A 19,486-nucleotide genomic window follows, 5' to 3' on the forward strand; every position below is an offset into this window, starting at 1 on the left:
CGGGCACCCGGAAGAAACAGGGAGACCGGGCGAGACTTCAAGCGGTGTGGATAACTCGCCTTCGGACCGCGGACGACAGACCGCTGGCCCATCCACCGTCTTACCGTCTTCTGTCCACCGTCCTCTGAACATGACCCACGTTCTCTACCTCGACCGCTACCACCTCGGCGACCCGCTCTTCCTCAACGGGCTTGCGCGCGACGTGCTGGGCCTCGGCGCGCCGTGCCTGCTCGTCCACGGCGCGGGCGAGGCGGCGGAGCGGGCGCTCGAAGCGCGGGGCCAGGTAGTACGGTGGGACGACGGTGTCCTCGTCGCCGAGACGGCGGAGGACCGGACGCTCGTGGCGCGGGCGGCGCGCAACCTGAACCGGCAGATCGCGGCCTCGCTCAACGAGGCGGGTGTGGCGGCGATTGCGCTCGAAGCGGGCGGCCGGGGGCTCGTCGTGCAGGACCAGGCGGGGGTGCGGGCCGAAAACGTGGGCTGGCTGCGCGATCTCGTGGTTCAGCGCGCCGTGCCGGTCGTGGCAGCGCTTACGGCGTCGGACGAGGCCGGCGTGCGCGAGGTGAACGGCGGCGCCGTGGCGGGTGCCCTGGCGGCGGGGCTAGCCGACGTGGGGACCGAGGCGACCGTTACGATGCTACTCAAACAACCGCTTAGAAGCCGAGAAAACGGCGATTCGGAGCATGCGTGGATCAGCCTGGAGGAGCTTGCAGCCGGAGCCCTGCCGGAGCCGGAGGCGGTGCGCGCGGCGCTCCGTTCCGGGGCGGAGGTCGGGGTCGTCGGCCGGTCGGGACTGCGGAAGCCGCCGCTCCGAGGCACGGCGGTCAGGCTGGCAGGCTCCGAAAAATCGCCTTAAATCGATCAAAAAGGCCGTATCCTCCTTGACACATTGCGCCGGGAGTGCTATCCTTTCGGCGCACCAACCCATTCCCGGGGGGCGGCCGACGACCGGCCTGCCCGTCCTTTCACCCCAACTCAGGAGGATTCAACGCATGGCTCGTTTCGACGATCTCAAGGAATACGTGGACTCGATGGAGCGCGACTTCACCCAGTTCTACGACAAGGGCAACAAGGCGGCCGGCACCCGAGTCCGCAAGGGCATGCAGGAGCTGAAGAAGATGGCCCAGGACATCCGGGTCGAGGTCCAGGACAAGAAGAGCAGCATGTAGTGCCGCGTCCCGCGCTACACGATTTTCGAGGGCTGCGCCGGCTTCGGCGTAGCCCTTCTTTGCATCGCCCCCGCGTGTCTTTCACCCTCTAGCTCACCCCGCCATGCTCCGCGCTACCCCGCTCCTGATCCTCCTGGGCCTCGCTCTGCCACTCACGCCCGCCTTCGCCCAAGAGGATGAGGACGCGCCCCTCACCGAAGCCGAAGGCTGGCGCTCCAACCTGACCGGCCAACTCGCCTTCAGCCAGGCGGCCTACAGCAACTGGCAGGAGGGCGGGCTCGACGCGCTCTCCTTCACCGCCGGGACGACCGGCATCTTCGAGCGCCTCGTCGGGCGCTTCAAGCAGACCCACAGCGCCCGGCTCGCCTTCGGCGTCATCAAGCAGGACACGCTCAACTTCCGCAAGTCGAGCGACGTGATCCGCTACGCGTTCGAACTCCAGTACACCGGCACCGGCGTCTTCCAGCCCACGTTCGCCACCGACATCCGCACTCAGTTTGCGGCGGGCTTCGACTTCGACCCCGACCCCGCGCAGTACCCGGTGCTCGACAGCCTCGGCTTCTTCGTGCCCGGCGAGCGGCTCAAGGTGTCCGACTTCTTTGCCCCGGCGCTCTGGACGCAGTCGGTTGGCATCACCTACGACCCCGGCCGGTGGTACACCGCGCGGCTCGGCTTCGCGACGAAGGAGACGATCGTGCTCATCGAGCGGCTGCGGCCCGTCTACGGCAACGAACTCGACGAGTCGGTCCGCATCGAGGCCGGGCTGGAGTTCCTCGCCGAGGCGCAGCGCGAGCTGTTCTCGAACGTCTTCCTCCAGTCTCGCCTCGGCCTGTTCCAGGCGTTCAACCAGGTGGGCGATGAGGCCCCGGACCTCACCTTCGAGAACCTGCTCACGCTCAAGGTCAACGACTGGCTGAACACGAACCTGGAGTTCGTCGCGCTCTACGACCGGGACACGATCGACGAGATTCAGCTCAAGGAGGTGCTGTCGATCGGCGTGGCGATCACCTTGCTGTGACGCGGCGTGATGCGTGACGGAGGAGGACGGAACGATGAAGCCTGAGCCCACGCACCGCGCGTCACCGATCACGGCGAGGCCCTACCTCGTCGTCGCGGCGGTCTACGCGGCGGTTTGCCTCGCGCTCTGGCCGGTGCCGCTCCTCGGGCTGCTCCACGCCGAGTCGAGCGCCGTCGTCGCCGGGGTGGCGTTCTTCGCGTCGGGCCTGGCGGCGCTGGCACTGTTCCGGCGCGGCGACGATCTGTGGCCGGTCCTGCTCCGGCTGGAAGGACTGCTCGCGGTGCCGTGGGCACTGCTGACGGTGTCGCTTCTCTGGCGGCCGAACTGCGGCTACGCCCAGGGCTTCGGGCTTTTCCTACTCTTCGCCGTGCCGAGCGTGGCGCTTGCCGTCGCGCTCGTATTCGCGCTCGACGCGGTCGGGTGGCGGCGACGCGCGCTCTGGTTCGTGCTCGTCGGCCTCGGCGTGGCGGCCCTGCCAGTGGTGTGGGACCTCGGGCTGCACCCGCAGTTCTACACCTACAACCACGTCTGGGGCGGCGTCCTCGGCCCGATCTACGACGAAGAGCTGGCCGTCCGGCCCGGACTGTTCTGGTTTCGAGGGCTGACGCTGCTCTGGGTAGTAGCGCTCGTCCTTTTGGGACGAAGAGCGGAGGAGCGGAGGAACGGAAGAGCGGAAGACGGGCAGGTGCGAAGGGGGGGGCGTTCTTCCCCGCTTCCGCTCTTCCGCTCTTCCAAACCTGAGGCGTGGGCGCTGCTCGCCGTCGCCGTGCTCATCGGGCTGGCCTACGCCTTTTCGCCGCTGCTCGGGTTCAACACGACCGGGGAGGTGATCCGCGCGCGCCTCGGCAGCCACCTCGCCACGGAGCGGTTTGACATCTACTACGACGCGGCGGCGATCTCGCCGGGCGAACTCCAGGTGATCGCCGATGCGCACGCTGTGCAGTACGACCGGCTCCGGCGGGCGCTCGGCGTGGAGGTGCCGGAGCGCATCGCGACCTACCTCTACCCAAACGCGCGGACGAAGGGAGCGCTGACGGGGGCAGCGCAGACGAGCGTGGCGCCGGTCTGGCTCCCGCGTCCGCAGATGCACCTCCTCGTGGGCCGCTTCGAGGCGTCGTTCGCGCACGAGTTGGTGCATGTCTTCTCGCGCGAGTTCGGCGGGATCCTACGCGCCTCGCCGGCGGTCGGGCTCGTTGAGGGGCTGGCCGTGGCGTTCGAGCCGCCGGACGGGGTGCCGTCGCCGGACGCGCAGGTGATCGCCGCCGCCCGCTACGGCGCGGGGCTGGGGGCCGAGCCTCTGGGTAGGGCCCTCGCGTCGCGGCTCTCGCCGCTCGGCTTCTGGACCGGGCGTGGGGCGGTGTCCTACACCACCACCGGCTCGTTCGTCGCCGACCTCTACCGGCGCTACGGGGCCGATCCGCTCCGGCAGGTCTACGCCTCGGGCGACTTCGAGCGGGTCTACGGCCTCCCGCTCGACACGCTCGCCGCCCGGTGGGCGGCCCGGCTCGATACGCTCCCGGACGATCCCGAAGCGACGGCTCTCGTCGCGCGCCGCTTCACGAGGCCCTCGCTCTTCGAGCGGCGCTGCCCGCACTGGGTCGAGCCGTGGCTCCGGGCCTACCGGGCGGGCGCGTCGGCTCTCGCCGCGGGCGAGGTCGACGAGGCCCTGCAGCAGTTCGAGCAGTCCATCGAGGTCGATCCGGCGCAGCCGTGGCCGCTCGCGGCCTGGGGCCGGGTGCTGCTCGCGCGCGGCGAGACCGACCGCGTGACGGAGCGCCTCGGTGCGGCCGTGGCGGCGGCCGACACGCTGGCGTCCCCGCTCTTGCTCAGCCGGCTCGGCGACGCCTACCGGCTGGCCGGAAGCAGGGCCGAGGCCAATGCGGTCTACCGGCGGGCCTGGGACGAGACGCCGGTCTACCGGCGCGAAGCGCGGGCGCGGCTCCGGCTGCGCCGCGACCTCTCGGCCGACGCGCTGCGAACCCTGCTCACGCTCGACCCGTCCGGCGTTCGCGCCGAGCGCCTTGCCGAGCAGGCCGCGCCGGCGGCGAAGCTGATGGCCGGACTGCTCTGGGCCGACGCGCGCGACTACGCTGCCGCGCAAACGATCCTGAACGATGCCGAGTTGTCGGACGTGGAGCCGGAGCGCCTGGCCTGGGCCGGCCGGTTCGCCCACGCCGCCGGCGACCGGCTCGCAGCCGCTGCCCTCGCCGGAGAGGCCGCGAGCGCCTACGACGCGCTTGGAGCTGTCCACGCCGCCGCTCGGCAGCGCGACTATGCCGACGCGCTGTGGTGGCTCCTACTGCGCGAGGACCCTGTGCTGTCCGCTCCTGGTTGAACCCCGCGCCGGGCGACGCGGAAAAGGCTTGCCTTCTGCTCGCAAGGGCGGCATATTCGGGCCGTCCGCCTGCCACGTTTACCTCCCGCCTCCGATGTCCCGATTCAACGCCGCTTGCTGGGTTCTGCTGCCCCTCTTCGCCCTCGCCGGGTGCGCGACCCTGGAAGAGGGACAGGACAACGGCGGGAGCACGTCGGCGGCGGGCACTGGCTACGCGACCTCGCGCACCGACGCCGCGATCAGCACGGTGCAGCTCTACCGGACGGGAAACGAAAGCTCGCTGCCCGTCCTCCCCCTGGGCTCGGGCGAGACGCTCACGCTGGAGTTCGACCTCCTCGAGGACTTCGGTAAGCCGCTCAGCGTCTACTTCTACCACGCCGACCGCAACTGGCAGCGCAGCCTGCTCCCGGTCGAGTACCTCCGCACCTTCACCAGCGACGACCTGCGCGACTACGAGCCCTCGCTCGGGACCGAGGTCCGCTACACGCACTACACCTACCAATTCCCGAACGCCAACATCGGGTTCCTGCGCAGCGGCAACTACGTCCTCCGCGTGACCGAGGTGGGGCGCGAGCGCGAGGTGCTCTTCGAGCGGGCCTTCTTCCTCACCGAGCAGGCCGCCGAGATCCAGTTCGCGATCCAGGACGGGCTGGCCGGCGGCGTCGGCGGCGGCTTCCTCCAGCCGGTCGCCCGCATCCGTCCGCCTTCGGCCTTCGACAGCCCGATCTACGACTACAACGTCTGCTTCGCCCGCAACGGGCGGTTCGCGCTCACGCGCTGCTCAGCCGAGCCGACGCTCGCCAGCGGGTCGCTCTTCCAGTTCTTCCTTCCGCGCGAGACCGCCTTCACCCCGGAGGAGCCGCTCTACGACCTCGACCTGGCGCTCCTCCAGACCGGCCCGCAGGTCTCGACTGTGGACTTCGAGACCTCGCCCTTTACCGTCACGCTCGACCTGGACTACGCCCGCTTCGGCAGCGACCTCTTCGAGCGCGACCTGACGGGGCAGAGTCTCGTCTCGTCGGTGGTGGAGGACGCCGCCGGCCCGGCCGACACCGGGTCGGAGTACGTCGAGGTGCTCTTCCGCTACGTCCCGCAGGACGAGCAGCAGCTTGCTGGTCCGGTGATCCTCACGGGCAGCTTCAACAACTGGGTGATCGACCCCGAGCGCGAGCTTGTGTGGAACGCCGAGGAGCGGTGGTACGAGGGCCGCCTGCTCGTCAAGCAGGGGCAGTACGTCTACAAGTACGTCACCGACGACCCCGGCGAGCGCGAGCGCATCCGGCGGACGGTCGGCTTCGGGCAGCCGAACCTGTACACGGCCTTCGTCTACGTCTACGACCCGTCGTTCGACACCGACCGTCTCCTCGCCGTCAGCAACGCCCTCGGGCAGTGAAGAGAGTGGGCAGTGAAGAGAGTGGGAGTGTGGGAGTGTGGGAGTGTGGGAGTGTGGGAGTGTGGGAGTGTGGGAGTGTCAAATAAAACCGCGAAAGTTAACGAGACCGTCTGCACGGAGCGTCTACCTTTCCGTCCTCCGTCCTCCGTCCTCCGTCCTCCGTCCTCCGTGTCACCTATTCTCATCCTGATCGGCACCCAGACGGGCAACTCCGAGCGCGTGGCCGACGACGTGGCCGAGGCGCTCGGCGAGGCCGGGCACACGTCGCTGCTGGTGGACATGGCGGATGCCGTACCGGAGATGCTGGCGGAGCACGACCGCCTGATCGTCGTGCTCTGCACCTGGGCCGAGGGCACCTTCCCCGACAACACGGTCGAGTTCTACGACTCGCTCGTCGCGCTCGCTCCCGATCTGTCGCACCTCGCCTACGGAACGATCGGCCTCGGCGACCACCTCTACGACCCGTACTTCCTGACGGCGTCCTACCGCCTCGAAGACCGCCTCGACCGGCTCGGGGCGACGCGGGCCGCGCCGATCTTCGAGATCAACGGGGGGCCCTCGGTGGAGGACCTCGACGGCGCGCAGGCGTGGGCGCTCCGCTGCGCTGAGGCCTTCGAGCGGGTCCGCACTGAGGCGGGCTAACCCTGCTAGGGGCGAACTAACCGCCTAAGAGGAACAGGGCCGGCGGGAGGCTGTTGCAACGAGTGCTCTTCTCTCGCAGCATGTCTCCTCTCTTCTGAACACGGCCCGCCGCAGGCGTCAGCAGCCATGCGCCTCACCGACTTCGACCTCTCCGGCTCGCGGTTCCGCACGGACGAAGAAGCCCACGTCGCCCTTCGCCACGCCTGCGCCACGAACCCTGACCTGGCGCACTTCCACGACCTCGGCACGAGCGAAGAGGGACGCCCGATCTGCGGCGTAACCCTCGGAAACGGACCCGAGACGGTCAGCCTCGTCGCCGGGGCCCACGCCGACGAGCCCGTCGGGCCGGAGACGCTCAGGACCTTCGTCCTCGGCGCGCTCGCCCACCGCGACTGGCTCGCCGAGGACGGCGGCTTCCGCGAACTCCTGGAGCGCTTCACGTTCCGCGTCATTCCCCAGGTCAACCCCGACGCCGAGCTCCGCAACCGCTCGTGGATCGACGCGTGGCCCGACGTCGAGTCCTACCTCCGGCACCGCGCGCGCGAGCAGCCGGGGCGCGACCTCGAGTTCGGCTTCCCGGTGATGCGCCGCGAGAACCGCATCGCCTCCCGCTTCCTGTTCGACTTCACGCCGCTCTGCCTCCACATGAGCCTCCACGGGATGGGCTTCTCCGAGGGCGCGATGCTGCTTATCGAGCGCGGCTGGGTGGACCACACCGAGGTCCTGCGCGAGGCGTTCGTCACGTCGGCCGCCGAGGCGGGCCTCGGGCTCCACGACCACGACCGCGGCGGCGAGAAGGGGTTCGACTACGTGGACCCCGGCTTCTCGACGACCCCCCAGGGCGATGCGATGCGCGCCTACTTCCAGGCGCAGGGCGACGTCGAGATGGCGCGCAAGTTCTTCTTCTCCTCGATGGAGCTGGCCCGGGTCGCGGGCTACGACGCCGAGCGGCAGCGCTACCCGCTGTGCCTCGTCACCGAGCTTCCGCTCTTCGTGATCGAGCGCCCGTACGAGCACGAGCCGGGCGTGCCCTCGGCCTACCTCGCCTTCCGCGACGAACTGCCTGAGCTTCAGCTTCGCCTGAGGCGCGGCGAGTCCGTCGGCGAGACGCTGGAGCCGTACGGTCTGCGCCCGCTCGACCTCGAGACCGCCGTCCGCCTCCAGCTCCGCTGCATCGAACTTGGCCTCAAGTGCGCCCTGAAGTCGAGCGACGGCGAGACGTGCTGACCGCTCAGGCGAAGAGGAGCCGGACGACCCACACCGCGACGAGCATCGCAGCAAAGTCGGCGATCAGCCCGGCGGGTACGGCGTGGCGGGTCTTCTTGATGTTCACCGCGCCGAAGTAGACCGCGATCACGTAGAACGTCGTCTCGGTCGAGCCGAACATCGTCGCGGCCATCTTGACGTAGATCGAGTCCTCGCCGAAGGTGTTGATCATGTCCACCACGATCCCCGCTGATCCCGAGCCGGTCAGCGGGCGGACAATGGCCATCGGCAGCACTTCGGCCGGGAAGCCGACGAGCGCGAGGACCGGCCGGAGGAGGTCGGTCAGAAATTCCATCGCGCCGCTCGCGCGGAACATCCCAATGGCGAACAGGATCGCGACGAGGTACGGGATGATCCGCACGGCGACCTCGAACCCCTCCTTCGCGCCCTCGACGAAGCTCTCGTAGACTGGCACTTTTTTGTACAGCCCGTAGAGCGGGAAGCCGACGACGATGACCGGGATGACGAAGTAGGAGAGGAGGCTGATCGTTTCACGAAGTGCTTCCATTGTTCAGCGGTCAGAAGGCAGAAGGCAGAGGGCAGAAGACAGAGGACGGAAGACAGAGGGCGGAAGGCGGTGAGGGGTGAGGCGAAGTCAGAGATCGGAGTCTTCTCTTCCGCTCTTCCGCTCTTCCGCTCTTACCCCCCTATTAGGATCCGAGGCGCGGGACTTTGGCAGGCGGCCGAGGAGCTTGGCGGCGGTGACGGCGACGACGAGCGAGACGCCGGTCGTGATGATGATGGCGAAGATGAGCTGGTTGATCTGAAGCCCCATCAGCGCGAGGAGCAGCACCGGCGGGACGAGCTGGACGCTCGCCGTGTTGATGGCGAGGAGCATCACCATCGGGTTGGTCGCCGTGTCGTCGGTCGGGTTGAGCGACTGCAACTCCTCCATGGCTTTGATGCCGAAGGGCGTAGCGGCATTCCCGAGGCCGAAGACGTTGGCCGTCATGTTGAGCGCGATCATCCCGAGCGCGGGGTGGTCATCCGGGACCTCGGGGAAGAGCGGCTTGAGGACGGGCCGGACGAGCCGGACGAGGGTGTAGATGATGCCCGATTCCTCGGCGATTTTGAGGAGGCCGAGGAAGAGCGCGAGCACGCCGATCAGGCTGAGCGCGATGCTCGCCGCCGTCTCGGCAAAGTCGAGCGCCGCTGCCGCGATCGCGTTCATCTTGACGAACCGCACGGGCTCGAAGGCGAGGGTGGCTTCGGCGGTCGCGGCACCGGCCGGAGCGTCGAAGGCGACGGCCCCCTGGAGCTGCTCGTTGCGGCTGTTCGTCACGTCGCGGATCGTGGCGAGCGGCTCGGGGAGCGCGGCGCCCTGGTCGAAGCGGAGCTGCGTGCCGTCGTTCGTGCGGATGAGGGTCGCGTCGTAGCGCGCCTCGGGCCGGGCGTCGGTGGCGTAGAAGTCGCCGTAGGCGTCGGGATCGAGACGGACCTCGACGGCCGTGCGGCGCGCCTCGGCGTCGTAGCCGTCCGGGAAGGCGAGCGTCAGCGGGAGGGTCGCGTCGTTTCGGTACGTGTTGCGCGCGAGGTCGCGGACGTCGTGGAACAGCGCGAAGGCGAAGCTGAAGACGATCAACCCGGCCCAGATGTAGTTCAGCATAGCGAGGTGGAGAGGCGGAGCCACTAACTACGCCTGCCGCCCTCCGTCCCGCAAGCCCGAGGCGCGGTATCTTTTCGGCTCACCCCAACCTGCTCCGACTGCCATGAAACTCATCCCGCTCCTCGCGCTCCTGCTCGCCGCGCCCGCTGCCGCGCAGACCTACTCCGGCACCCTCGAAGACGGTGACCCGGTCCGCGACTTCGGTGAACTCTACGACGCCTACACCTTCGAGGCGCAGGAGGGGCAGGAGGTGGTCGTCCGCCTCGACGGTCGCGCCGGGCTCGACACCTACCTCATCGTGCGCTCGCCCTCTGGCGCGGAGTGGAACAACGACGACTTCGAGGGCGCGAGCGTGTCTCAGGTGAGCCTCGTCGCGGGCGAGGCCGGGACGTGGGACGTGTGGGCGTCCGGCTTCAACAACGCCCAGCGCGGAGCCTACGACCTCACTGTCACGCTTGGTGGCATCGCCGAGGTCACGACCGTCCAGGGCCGCCTCGACCCGAGCGACCGTCAGAGCATCAAAGGCGAGTATGTGGACACATTCGCGATTGACGCCCCCACATCGGGCCGCTTCTCGGTCGAGCTCCTGTGCTACGGCTTCGACGGCTACCTCCGCGTCACCTCACCGAGCGGCCAGCGCTGGCGCAACGACGACGCCGGCTCGACGGACGTCTCCCGGATCGAGAACCTCGTCGGCGCGCCCGGCGAGTGGACGGTGGACATCACGACCTCCTTCGCGGACGAGGTCGGGGCCTACGACCTCCGCGTGCTCAGCTTCCCTGAGTGACGCTGTCTGAGTCCGCAGCGCGCACCCCACCGTCGTAGGGGCGTACGGCCGTACGCCCCCGCAGCGGTTGAGACAGGCAGCCTGCGTTGGCTAGCGGTAGTCCGGGTTCTCGTAGTCGAACCGGCAGCCGGCCTCCCAGAGCGAGCGCTGGTTGCCGTGCGCCGGGATGCCGCCGGCGTCCTTGAGCAGCCGGGCGAGGTGGAGGAGGTTCCACGCGGCAAACGTCGTGTTGCGCTGCGTGAAGTCGTTGTCGATCCCGACCGGCTGGCCGTCGTCCCCCTCGTCGCCGTAGCTCGCCCCCGGCCCGGCCTCGCCGATCCAGCCGGCGTCGGCCTGGGGCGGGATCGTGTAGCCGAGGTGCTGGAGGCTGTAGAGCACCCCCATCCCGACGTGCTTGATACCGTCCTCGTTGCCGGTGACGATGCAGCCGCCGACCTTGCCGTAGTAGGCGTACTGCCCGTGCTCGTTGAGCTGGCTCGACATGCCGTAGAGCCGCTCGATGAGCTTCTGGCAGACGCTCGACTTCTCCCCGAGCCAGATCGGCGTGCCGACGACGAGGATGTCGGCCGCCTGGACCTGCTCGTAGATCGCGGGCCACGCGTCCGCCGGTGCGCCGTGCTCCGTCATGTCGGCGTAGACGCCCTCGGCGACGGCGTGGTCGACGAAGCGCACGGACTCGACCGTGGCTCCGTTCTCGCGGAAGATGTGGCGGACCACGTCGAGGAGCGTGTCCGTGTGCGAAGGCCGGGGCGAGCGCTTGAGCGTGCAGTTGACCACGAGGGCGCGGAGGTCGTCGTAGGAGGCGGGGGGCGTTGTGCTCATCGGGTTGGTGTCATCGGTTGGAAGGAGATGGCCTAGCAGCAGCTAGGCAGGCAGGATACGCCCCGCGTGGCGTTCGCCGTCGGCCGGGTCGCGGCGGCTACTGGCGCTTGAGCAGGTTGTCATAGTCAGCGTGCGACCCGGCCCAGAACCAGACGACGAGGTTACCGTCGCGCTGTCCCACCGCCCGATACCCCTTCGAGATGCGCGCTGAATAGATAGGATCCCTCGCGTGGACACGCTTGAACCGAAGGCTCTTGTGGTACGGATCCCGCCGGAATTGCCGGTACGCCGCTTGCGCTTGCTCCTGTACCTCCTCCGGCAGCGCCGCGAGCCGCTTCCGAAACTGCGCTGTCGTTTTCGACCGCACTACGCGTCATGCCCGAGCGTGTCCGGGTCGAGGTCCCGCGTTTCTCCGGCGCGGTGCTCCTCCATGGCCTCGGCTGCCATCTGCGAGAGAAGGTCTTGGGAGCCGGCAAAGGCTGCATCCCACCGCGCCTCGTCTTCGATCTCTTCCAGCAGGAGCGTAGCGAGGGCGTCCTGCTGCTCGTCGGTCAGTTCGGCTGCCCTGGCGACGGCTTTTTCCAGTAGGGTAGTCATCGGGGTCTGTCGGTGAAGTGAGGCGCGTGGAAACGCAAGAGCGAGTATCTGAGTTCGCAACGCAGCGGCAGGGGGCGTCAGGATTTCGTGGTTACGGCACGTCGCCCACGGGAGGAGGACCGGCCGCGAGAAGGTTGGATTCGACCGCTGGGGCGTCGGGCGTGGCCTTGCCCTGCTGGGTGCGGAAGTAGCCGTGGACCCTGCTCGCCACGCTCGGGCCGACGACCTCGGCGAGGTCCGACTCGCTCGCCGTCCCGACGCGCTTGACGGAGCCGAAGGCGGTGAGCAGCTTGCGCGCCGTCTTCGCGCCGACGCCCTCGATCTCCAGCAGTTCGGTGTGAAGGTTGGTCTTCGTGCGCTGCTTGCGCTGGGCGGTGATGGCGAAGCGGTGGGCCTCGTCGCGCACGCGCTGGAGGAGCCGGAGCGCGGACGAGGTGCGCGGGATCATGATCGGCTGGCTGTCGCCGGGGACGAAGACCTCCTCGAGCCGCTTGGCGATTCCGACGACGGCGAACTTGCCGTACACCTCGACCGCCCGCAGCGACTCGACCGCCGACGAGAGCTGGCCCTTGCCGCCGTCGATCACGACGAGGTCGGGCCACGGGCCGTTCTCCTCCAGCGTCCGCCGGTAGCGCCGCTGGATGACCTCGCGCATGCTCTGGAAGTCGTCGGGCTTGCCGCTCTCGACCGTCCGAATCTTGAACGTCCGGTAGTCCGACTTCTTTGGCTTGCCGTTCTCGAAGACGACGCAGCTTGCCACCGTCCCCGTCCCGCCGAGGTGAGAGACGTCGAAGCACTCGATCCGGCGGGGGAGGTGCTTGAGCCGGAGGTCGCGCTGGAGCGACTGCACGGAGCGGGGGACGCGGTCGGCGTCGGCTTTGGCCTTCTGGAGGCTCCACTCGCCGAGGAGGAGCCGGGCGTTGGCCTCGACCATCCGCAGCAGGCCCGCCTTGTCGCCGCGCTCGGGGACGCGGAGGTCGACGATCCGCCCGCGTCCCTCGCGGACGACGGCTTCGAGCGGCTCCGGGTCGGAGGGCGCATGGCTCAGCAGGACTTCGTCGGGGAAGAACGTCGCGTCGGTGTAGTGGTCTTCGAGGAGGCGCTGCATCAGCTCGGCCTCTTCGATCCCCTCGACGGGCCGGAGGACCTTGTGGCGACGCCCGATGATCGTGCCCTCGCGCATCTTGAACAGCACTCCGATCCCGACGTCCTCCTCGCGGTCGAGCGCGAGCGCGAACAGGTCGCGGTCAGCCCCGTCCTCGGCTACGATCTTCTGCTTCGACGAGTACGCTTCGAGCGCGCCGATGCGGTCGCGGTAGGTGGCAGCCTCCTCGTAGCGCTTGGCGGCGGCGAGCTGCATCATCTCGTCCTTCAGGAGCGCGATCAGCTCCTTCGTCTTGCCGTTGAGGAGCTTCTCGATCTGGCGGATGGTGGCGTTGTACTGCTCCTCGGCCTCGTAGCCGACGCACGGCGCAGCGCAGCGCTGAATGTGGTAGTCGAGGCACGGCTCGAACTTGCCCGCCTCGATGTTGCCCTCGGAGAGGTAGAGCGAGCAGCTTCGGAGCTGGAAGAGGTCCTTGATCGTCTTGAGCATCACCTTCATGCTCTTGACGTCGGTGTACGGCCCGAAGTACTTGCTGCCGTCCTTGCGGACCTTGCGGGTCGGGAAGACGCGCGGGAAGCGCTCGTTCTTGATGCAGATGTAGGGGTACGACTTGTCGTCCTTGAGGAGGATGTTGTAGCGCGGCTTGAGGCGCTTGATGAGGTTGTTCTCCAGGATCAGCGCCTCGGCCTCGGTGTCGGTGACGATGATCTCGACGTCCGCGATCTTGGAGACGAGGATGCGGAGGCGCTTGTCCCGGGGGCGCGATTCCTGGAAGTAGCTGCGGACCCGGTTGCGGAGGTTCTTCGCCTTGCCGACGTAGAGCACCGTCCCCTCGGCGTCTTTGTGCTGGTAGACGCCGGGGTCGGTCGGGAGGTGCTTGAGCTTCTGAGCGAGCGCGTCGGTCATCAGGCGAAGGGCAGAGGGGAGGGTAGTACGCCCGAGACCGAAGCTCGTGCCCGAGGCTGCCAACGCGGTGTCACGCCGGGTCGCGCTGCATCGCCCAGTGGTCGGGGCCGTGGGGAAGCTCGACCGTCCCGGTTACGCGGAACCCGTGGCGCTCGTAGAAGGCGACGTTCCGCTCGGTCCCGGTTTCGAGGTAGACCGGAAGCCCATCGCTGTCGGCGCGCTCCAGCCCTGCCCGGAGCAGCGCGCTGCCGACGCCCTGACCCTGCGCCTCCGGGGCGGTGGCGAGCAGGCCGAGGTAGTGCACCGGCTCGTCGGGGAAGGCAGCCTCAAAGGCGGCATAGTCGCGGAGCGTGACGAGAAACCGCCGCCAGCCGACCGCCCGGAAGATCGTCGGGACGAGGAGACGTTCGCGCCAGCCGAGGGAGTCGGCCTGGTCCGGCGGAAGCCATAGCGCGACCCCGTCCACCGCGCCCGTGGTCTCGGCGGTGCCGACGGCGAGGTAGATGCGGCGGAGGTAGGCCGCGAACTCGATCCGCAGACCCCGGCGGCGACGCTCCGGATCGGGGTAGAGGTGTGTGAAGAGCGGATCGTGGTGGAATGCGTCGGCGGCGAGGGCGGCGGCGCGAGGCACCTCAGAAGGAAGCAGCGGGCGCGTAGTCATGGGGCCTGAGCAGGGAACGTCTAGGATGCGAGCGGACGAGGCGCAGATTCAGCACGGGCCAGGAACATAGCTCGGCATGTCAGTTAGGATGTCCCTTGTTACCTATATGTTATCAATGTCTGATCTGTCTCGTATGCCGCTTCGTCGTCAGCTACCTGCTTTGCTCAAAGCGCTCGGCGTCGTCTATCTGCCGCTCGGCCTCCTCCTCGCACTCATCGGGGTGGTCGGGTATACCACGGAGACGATCCACATCGCTCATCTGACGCGCGATCCGGCGGCCGTAGCGAAGATGTCATCGTTCACCGGGGTGGTGTCCAACGTAGGTGTTTTGCTCTGGACTGTCACGGCTGCTACGTGTTTGTTTACGGCACGGACGCTGTGGCGCGTTCCAGCGGAGCGCATGTGGGCAGGGCTGCTACTGAGCGCAGGGTGCCTCACGGTGCTGCTGACCGTGGACGATTTGTTCATGCTGCACGACGGCGTGATACAGCGTTATCTCCGCCTTCCCGGTAAGGTGCTCTATGCCGTCTACGGCCTCTCGGTGATTGCTGGGACGGTCGCCTACGGCCGGACGATCCTGGAGAGCAATTACGTTTTGCTGGTTTTGGCGATCGCCTGCCTGGCCGCGTCGGTCGGTGTGGACGCGCTCGCCGACGGCAGCGGCATGAGGACCGTGCTGGGGTCGCGCGGCCTGGTCTATCTCCTGGAGGACGGGTTCAAGCTGCTCGGCATTGGAGGGTGGGCGAGCTACTTCGTGGGGACGTGCTATGCCTCGGTCGTTCGCACCCAGCGCGTGGATCTACGTGCAGACCTGGTGCGCTCACACGTCGCGTAAGAACCCGGTCACGAGCGCGGCGAAGCGCTCGGGGTCGACGCCCTGGATCGGGTGGTCGAGACCGGGGTGGACGGCGAGGCGGGCGTCGGGGAGCGCACGCCAGAGGCCGAGGGCGTGCTCGAGGCGGAAGTAGCGGTCGGCGTCGCCCGCAGAGACGAGCGTCGGCGCGGCAATGCGGGTTAGCTCGTCGTCGGGGAGGTAGTGATCGGGAAGCGCCTCGGTGAACGCGATCATCCGCCGGACGAGGTCTTGCCAGTCGTCGCCGTGGGTCTCGGCGAGACGCTCGGCCCAGCGCGGGGCGTCGCCCGCGAGCGGACTCGCCATCGCGCCGGTCATCGTCTCGACCTCGCCTGCGTCCCACTGCACGTTCATCCCGTGAACCACGAGCCGGTCGACGCGCTCCGGGTGGCGGAGCGCGAGGTGGAGCGCGGCCGAGCCGCCCATCGAGAACCCGAAGACGTGCGCCCGCTCGATGCCGGCTGCGTCGAGCACGGCCGGGACGGCCTCGGCGAAGAAGGCCAGCGTCAGTTCTTCCCTGTCGAACGCACTCGACCGGCCGTGCGAGGCGAAGTCCACAGCGATCGTCTTAAAGTGCCGGTCGAAGTACGGAAGGAGCCGTCGGGTCTCCAGTTCGGTCGAGCCGAGGGCGGCGTGGAGGACGACGAGCGGCGGCCCGCCGGCTTGCCCGCCGGGGTAGTACGCGATCTGCCCGCCGCGGAGCGGAGCGAAGGCGGGTTCGAGCGGCTCGGGTGTCCGCTGGCAGAACTCAACGAGGACGCCGCCGGTGTCTTTCGGGTGCACAAAGACGATCAGCTTCTCGTCGGCCCCGCGCCTCGGCTCGTCGCTCAGGAGGCGGAAGCCCTCGCTGCGGAGGTGCTCCATCGTCGCCCGGAGGTCGCGTACCTCGAAGGCGAGGTGGTGCAGCCCCGCGCCGCGCTTCTCCAGGTGCCGGGCAACTGGCGAGTCGGGCCGCGTCGCCCGGAGCAGTTCCAGCTTGGCCCCGCCGGCGTCGAGAAAGATCGTCTCCACCCCCTGCTCTTCGACGACCTCACGCTTGTAGGGCGCATACCCGAAAAGACGTTCGTAGAGGGCGACGGCGGCCTCGGCATCGCGGACGGCAACGCCCAGGTGTTCGAGTCGAGGCATGGCAGGGGCGGAAGCGGGGAAGAACGAAAGAGCGAAAGGATAGCACCGCGACGGGTCTTGAAATCCTCCCCTCTTCCCGGCCTACGCTCTTCCGGTCTTATCCCTGCTCCGGGAAGAGCGACTGGAAGCGGTCGGTCATCTGCTCGGCTTCGCGGCGGAGGGCATCGGCCTGGGCCTCGTTGACGGCGAAGACGCTGAGAATGCCGTCGAGGTGCGCGGCGCGCTCGGGGCCGTGCAGGTGGGCGAGGGTCCAGTACTCGTCGGCCCGGTCCATCGCGTCGTCGAACTCATCGGGGTCGGTCACGCCTTCGAGCATCGGCTCGGCGAAGAGGGCGCGGGCGTCCGGCTCGCTCAGGCCGTTCGGCCCGTAGGTCCGCTCGGCGGGCGGGGCGGTCTGCCCGTGGGCGAAAGCCGGGTGCGCGAGGAGCGCGTCGAAGCCGAGCGTGTCGGCCTCCACGGCCTCGGCGAGCCTGTGGTCGTCCGGCGTGAGCGCGTCCCAGTGGGTCTCGAGCGTGTCGAGGAGCCGGTCGAAGTCGGCCTCGTCCTCGGGTTCGGCGTCCGGGCCAATCAGGAACGCAGCCAGGTCGGCGTAGCGCCGGGTGCGCTCCTTCGCCGGCAGCGAGAAGTAGGCCCAGAGTACGCGGGCGGCTTCCAGCACGACGACGGTCGTCTCGTCGGCCTCGTCGGGCTGCGCCATCACCTCGAAGGCCGCTGCCGGGTCGAGGTCGTAGAGGTCGAACAGCGGCTCGGCGAAGAGCGCGAGCGAGGCGAAGCTGAGGCCGGTCTCGTCCTGTCCGAGGGCGCGCACCTTGCGCTGGTGCTGGACGAAGAACACGTCGGCGTCGGTCATGGCGGAGGCTCCGTCGCCGCCCAGCGATGCGTAGGCAGGGTCCAGCAGGTTGAGGTCGTGCATGGTGGAGGACAGGTGGGAATGAAGACGCTCCCTACTCCCGATTCCGGCTCTGGGTCCCGCGCTGGACGTGAACTTCCCGACACGAGCAACGAACGATGCGTGCCGGACGAGGTACCCGCCCGCCGCTCAGCGCTCGTCGCTCCTCAGACCATCCCGGAGCGCTTGCGGAGCACCCACTCCGCCGCGAGGAGGGCGATCACGACGGCGAGCAGCCACGCGAGGTGCCACAACTCAGTCTCGCGCTCCTCCTCGACGAGGCGCGGCCCGAAGCCGCCCGCCGCGAGGCGTGCCGGGAGCTCGTCCAGGTCGGCCGGGTCGATCACGGTGCCGCCGGAGCGGCGGGCGAGGCCGCGCATCAGGGCGGCGTCGGCCTGGGTGTCGCGGAACTCGAGCGCGAGCGCGCCGACGGCGAACGCGCCTCGGTCGGTGCCGAGGGCCGCGCCCGCGCGCTCGGCCTCGGCGCGGAACGTGTAGTCGCCCTCGGGTAGCGTGCCCGCGTCGAGCGTGTAGCGGCCGCTCCCGACCGCGCGCATCGCGAAGGGTGAGGTGGTCCCGTCGGGGGCGGTGATGCGGACCTGGACCGAGGCGTCGGGAATGGGCGCGAGGCTTTCGTCGTAGACCTGCCCGGTGAATTGCACCGCCTCGCCCTCGCCGAAGAGCGAGCGCACGGGGCGGACGCGGACCGGGCGGTCGTCCTCGCGGGTCGTCAGCCAGCGCAGCAGGTTCTCGACGAGGCCGGGGTAGAACCCTGCGACGGCATCGAGGTCGGCCGGGACGTTCTGCCAGCGCCAGGTCCCGGCGGCGAGGAGGGCGGCGGAGCGCGCACGACCTCGCTGCCGGACGAGGAGCATGGGGTCGCCGAGCGGAACGCCGCGCACGCGGACCGTCGCGAGGACGCGGGCGTCGGGGGCGGCGGCCCAGCGGCTGTCGCTCAGCGCGACGGGCGGGAGCCGGTCGAGGAGGCCCGGCGGAACGGCTGGGACCTGGAGGACCGGGTGGAGCGCGCCTGCCGCGGTCGGGACGAGGGCGGCCTCGGTGAACGTTGTGCGGACGACTTCAGGTATCGCTGGAAGTGCATCGCCGAAAGTAGACCGGAGCGAGGGAAGATCCGTCTGTCGTGTGAGAAGAAACAGGAGCGGGACGCCGGCCCCGGCGGCGGCGGCGACGCGCTGCGCCGTTGCCCGGTCGGCCGCCCGCCCCGGCCACCCAGCGAGGAGGACGGCGTCGAACCCTTCGAGCGTGGGGAGGCGGCCCTCGTAGAACGTACCCGGCGAGCGCTGGGTGCGCGGGACGACCTCAAGGTTCGGGTCGGTTGCGAGGACCTGGCGGAGCGCGGCGAGGTCGGGGCCGGGCGCGGCGGCGAGGAGCAGGACGCGGCGCCGGTTCGAGAGCACGCGCACGGCGACGGCCTCGGTGTTGTTGCCGTACGTCACCTCGCCGTCGAACCGGGTCACGGCAATCGTGTAGCGGCGGAGCCCCTCGGCTTCGGGCACGAGCGAGAGGTCGACCGTCGCCTCGACTCCGCCCTCGGGGAGCGTCACCTGCTGCGAGGCGAGACGCTCGCCGCGCTCGAAGAGCGAGACCGTCGCCCGCTCGCCGCCGAAGCCGTCGGCCCGGACGGCGACCTGCACGGGGAGTTCGACGCCGGCGTAGGCGATCTCGTTGGTCGTCACGCGGGCAACCAGCACGTCGCGCTGCTGCGTCGTGTCGCCGACGGTGGCGGTGTAGATCGGCACGTCGTAGCGCTCGGCGAGGTAGAGCGGGTTGCGGCCGGTGTTGTAGCGCCCGTCCGAGATCAACAGCACGCCGCCGAGGTTCTGCCCGTCGAGGTCGGCCTCGACCCGGCTGAGCGCCCCGGCGATGTCAGTCCGCACGCCGTCGAACCGGAGCGAGTCGCGGGCGTCGAGCGGCGAAGCTTCCGCGTCGAAGCTGTAGACACGCGTCTCGCCGTCCACGTCGGGAATCCGGCGGAGGGCGTCGCGGGCCGTCGCGGCTCCGTCGCCCGCGCCGTCCTCGCGGCCGAGGCTCTGGCTGCCGTCGACGAGCACGGCCAGCACCGGCGGCTCCTCGGTCGCCTCGACCTGCCGGAGCACGGGTTCGAAGAGCAGCAGGAGAACGACGAAGAGCGCGGCCCCGCGCAGCGCCATCAGCACGGCCCGGCGGCCCGGCGCGAGGCGCGGCACGCTCCGCCCGTAGGTCCACCACGTCAGCCCCGCTGCCGCGAACAGGCAGGCGACGAGCAGCAGAGGGGAGTAGCCGAGCGAGAGGTCCATGCAGGAGGTAGG

Annotated in this window: 19 protein-coding genes; 9 read left to right on the top strand and 10 right to left on the bottom strand. The window is 69.2% G+C overall.

Annotated elements, in window-relative coordinates:
• Positions 1 to 130 precede the first annotated feature (130 nt).
• From AAGI91_05370 to AAGI91_05400, 7 genes are all read left to right on the top strand, one after another.
• Positions 131 to 856 carry a hypothetical protein gene (locus tag AAGI91_05370; protein ID MEM1042041.1) on the top strand — a complete coding sequence of 242 codons (726 nt, stop codon included), beginning with the start codon at positions 131 to 133 and terminating at the stop codon, positions 854 to 856.
• A 136-nt stretch (positions 857 to 992) separates the two neighbouring features.
• On the top strand, positions 993 to 1,169 hold the full coding sequence (locus AAGI91_05375) for a histone H1 (GenBank protein ID MEM1042042.1): 177 nt from the start codon (positions 993 to 995) through the stop codon (positions 1,167 to 1,169).
• 103 nt (positions 1,170 to 1,272) lie between these two features.
• A complete protein-coding gene (locus AAGI91_05380) occupies positions 1,273 to 2,187 on the top strand; it encodes a DUF3078 domain-containing protein (protein ID MEM1042043.1) in 915 nt (304 codons plus the stop codon).
• Positions 2,188 to 2,221: 34 nt separating this feature from the next.
• Positions 2,222 to 4,522 (top strand): hypothetical protein, encoded by a 2,301-nt coding sequence (locus tag AAGI91_05385; GenBank protein MEM1042044.1) that lies wholly within the window; start codon positions 2,222 to 2,224, stop codon positions 4,520 to 4,522.
• Between the two features lie 94 nt (positions 4,523 to 4,616).
• Positions 4,617 to 5,915 carry a type IX secretion system plug protein domain-containing protein gene (locus AAGI91_05390; GenBank protein ID MEM1042045.1) on the top strand — a complete coding sequence of 433 codons (1,299 nt, stop codon included), beginning with the start codon at positions 4,617 to 4,619 and terminating at the stop codon, positions 5,913 to 5,915.
• Between the two features lie 168 nt (positions 5,916 to 6,083).
• Positions 6,084 to 6,557, top strand: a complete 474-nt coding sequence (locus AAGI91_05395) for a flavodoxin family protein (protein ID MEM1042046.1) — start codon at positions 6,084 to 6,086, stop codon at positions 6,555 to 6,557.
• A gap of 126 nt (positions 6,558 to 6,683) precedes the next feature.
• Positions 6,684 to 7,784, top strand: a complete 1,101-nt coding sequence (locus tag AAGI91_05400; protein MEM1042047.1) for a M14 family zinc carboxypeptidase — start codon at positions 6,684 to 6,686, stop codon at positions 7,782 to 7,784.
• Positions 7,785 to 7,788: 4 nt separating this feature from the next.
• On the opposite strand, the gene AAGI91_05405 is transcribed toward AAGI91_05400, so the two are convergent.
• A complete protein-coding gene (locus AAGI91_05405; protein MEM1042048.1) occupies positions 7,789 to 8,331 on the bottom strand; it encodes a spore maturation protein in 543 nt (180 codons plus the stop codon).
• A gap of 87 nt (positions 8,332 to 8,418) precedes the next feature.
• Complete coding sequence (locus AAGI91_05410) at positions 8,419 to 9,429, bottom strand: nucleoside recognition domain-containing protein (protein MEM1042049.1); 1,011 nt, start codon at positions 9,427 to 9,429, stop codon at positions 8,419 to 8,421.
• Positions 9,430 to 9,532: 103 nt separating this feature from the next.
• Between AAGI91_05410 and AAGI91_05415 the strand changes: the two genes are divergently transcribed.
• Positions 9,533 to 10,216, top strand: a complete 684-nt coding sequence (locus AAGI91_05415; protein ID MEM1042050.1) for a PPC domain-containing protein — start codon at positions 9,533 to 9,535, stop codon at positions 10,214 to 10,216.
• Positions 10,217 to 10,306: 90 nt separating this feature from the next.
• On the opposite strand, the gene AAGI91_05420 is transcribed toward AAGI91_05415, so the two are convergent.
• The 5 genes from AAGI91_05420 to AAGI91_05440 all read right to left on the bottom strand — a co-directional run bounded on the left by AAGI91_05420 (position 10,307) and on the right by AAGI91_05440 (position 14,307).
• Positions 10,307 to 11,038 carry a flavodoxin family protein gene (locus AAGI91_05420; protein ID MEM1042051.1) on the bottom strand — a complete coding sequence of 244 codons (732 nt, stop codon included), beginning with the start codon at positions 11,036 to 11,038 and terminating at the stop codon, positions 10,307 to 10,309.
• A gap of 97 nt (positions 11,039 to 11,135) precedes the next feature.
• On the bottom strand, positions 11,136 to 11,405 hold the full coding sequence (locus tag AAGI91_05425) for a hypothetical protein (GenBank protein ID MEM1042052.1): 270 nt from the start codon (positions 11,403 to 11,405) through the stop codon (positions 11,136 to 11,138).
• Positions 11,405 to 11,635, bottom strand: a complete 231-nt coding sequence (locus AAGI91_05430; protein ID MEM1042053.1) for a hypothetical protein — start codon at positions 11,633 to 11,635, stop codon at positions 11,405 to 11,407. The genes AAGI91_05425 and AAGI91_05430 overlap by 1 nt, the downstream gene beginning before the upstream one ends.
• A 91-nt stretch (positions 11,636 to 11,726) precedes the next feature.
• Positions 11,727 to 13,646, bottom strand: coding sequence for an excinuclease ABC subunit UvrC (uvrC, locus tag AAGI91_05435; protein MEM1042054.1), 1,920 nt, complete (start codon positions 13,644 to 13,646; stop codon positions 11,727 to 11,729).
• 70 nt (positions 13,647 to 13,716) lie between these two features.
• Positions 13,717 to 14,307 carry a GNAT family N-acetyltransferase gene (locus tag AAGI91_05440; protein MEM1042055.1) on the bottom strand — a complete coding sequence of 197 codons (591 nt, stop codon included), beginning with the start codon at positions 14,305 to 14,307 and terminating at the stop codon, positions 13,717 to 13,719.
• A gap of 115 nt (positions 14,308 to 14,422) precedes the next feature.
• Between AAGI91_05440 and AAGI91_05445 the strand changes: the two genes are divergently transcribed.
• Positions 14,423 to 15,142, top strand: coding sequence for a hypothetical protein (locus tag AAGI91_05445; GenBank protein MEM1042056.1), 720 nt, complete (start codon positions 14,423 to 14,425; stop codon positions 15,140 to 15,142).
• On the opposite strand, the gene mce is transcribed toward AAGI91_05445, so the two are convergent.
• The 3 genes from mce to AAGI91_05460 form a co-directional block, all read right to left on the bottom strand.
• Positions 15,128 to 16,288: a methylmalonyl-CoA epimerase gene (mce, locus tag AAGI91_05450; GenBank protein MEM1042057.1), complete on the bottom strand. Its 1,161-nt coding sequence runs from the start codon at positions 16,286 to 16,288 to the stop codon at positions 15,128 to 15,130. The two genes, AAGI91_05445 and mce, sit on opposite strands and share 15 nt — an antisense overlap.
• Before the next feature lie 97 nt (positions 16,289 to 16,385).
• On the bottom strand, positions 16,386 to 17,201 hold the full coding sequence (locus AAGI91_05455; GenBank protein ID MEM1042058.1) for a hypothetical protein: 816 nt from the start codon (positions 17,199 to 17,201) through the stop codon (positions 16,386 to 16,388).
• A 143-nt stretch (positions 17,202 to 17,344) separates the two neighbouring features.
• Positions 17,345 to 19,474 carry a vWA domain-containing protein gene (locus AAGI91_05460; GenBank protein MEM1042059.1) on the bottom strand — a complete coding sequence of 710 codons (2,130 nt, stop codon included), beginning with the start codon at positions 19,472 to 19,474 and terminating at the stop codon, positions 17,345 to 17,347.
• Positions 19,475 to 19,486 lie beyond the last annotated feature (12 nt).

The organism is Bacteroidota bacterium (assembly GCA_038746285.1).
In the GTDB taxonomy this organism is placed as follows: domain Bacteria; phylum Bacteroidota; class Rhodothermia; order Rhodothermales; family JANQRZ01; genus JANQRZ01.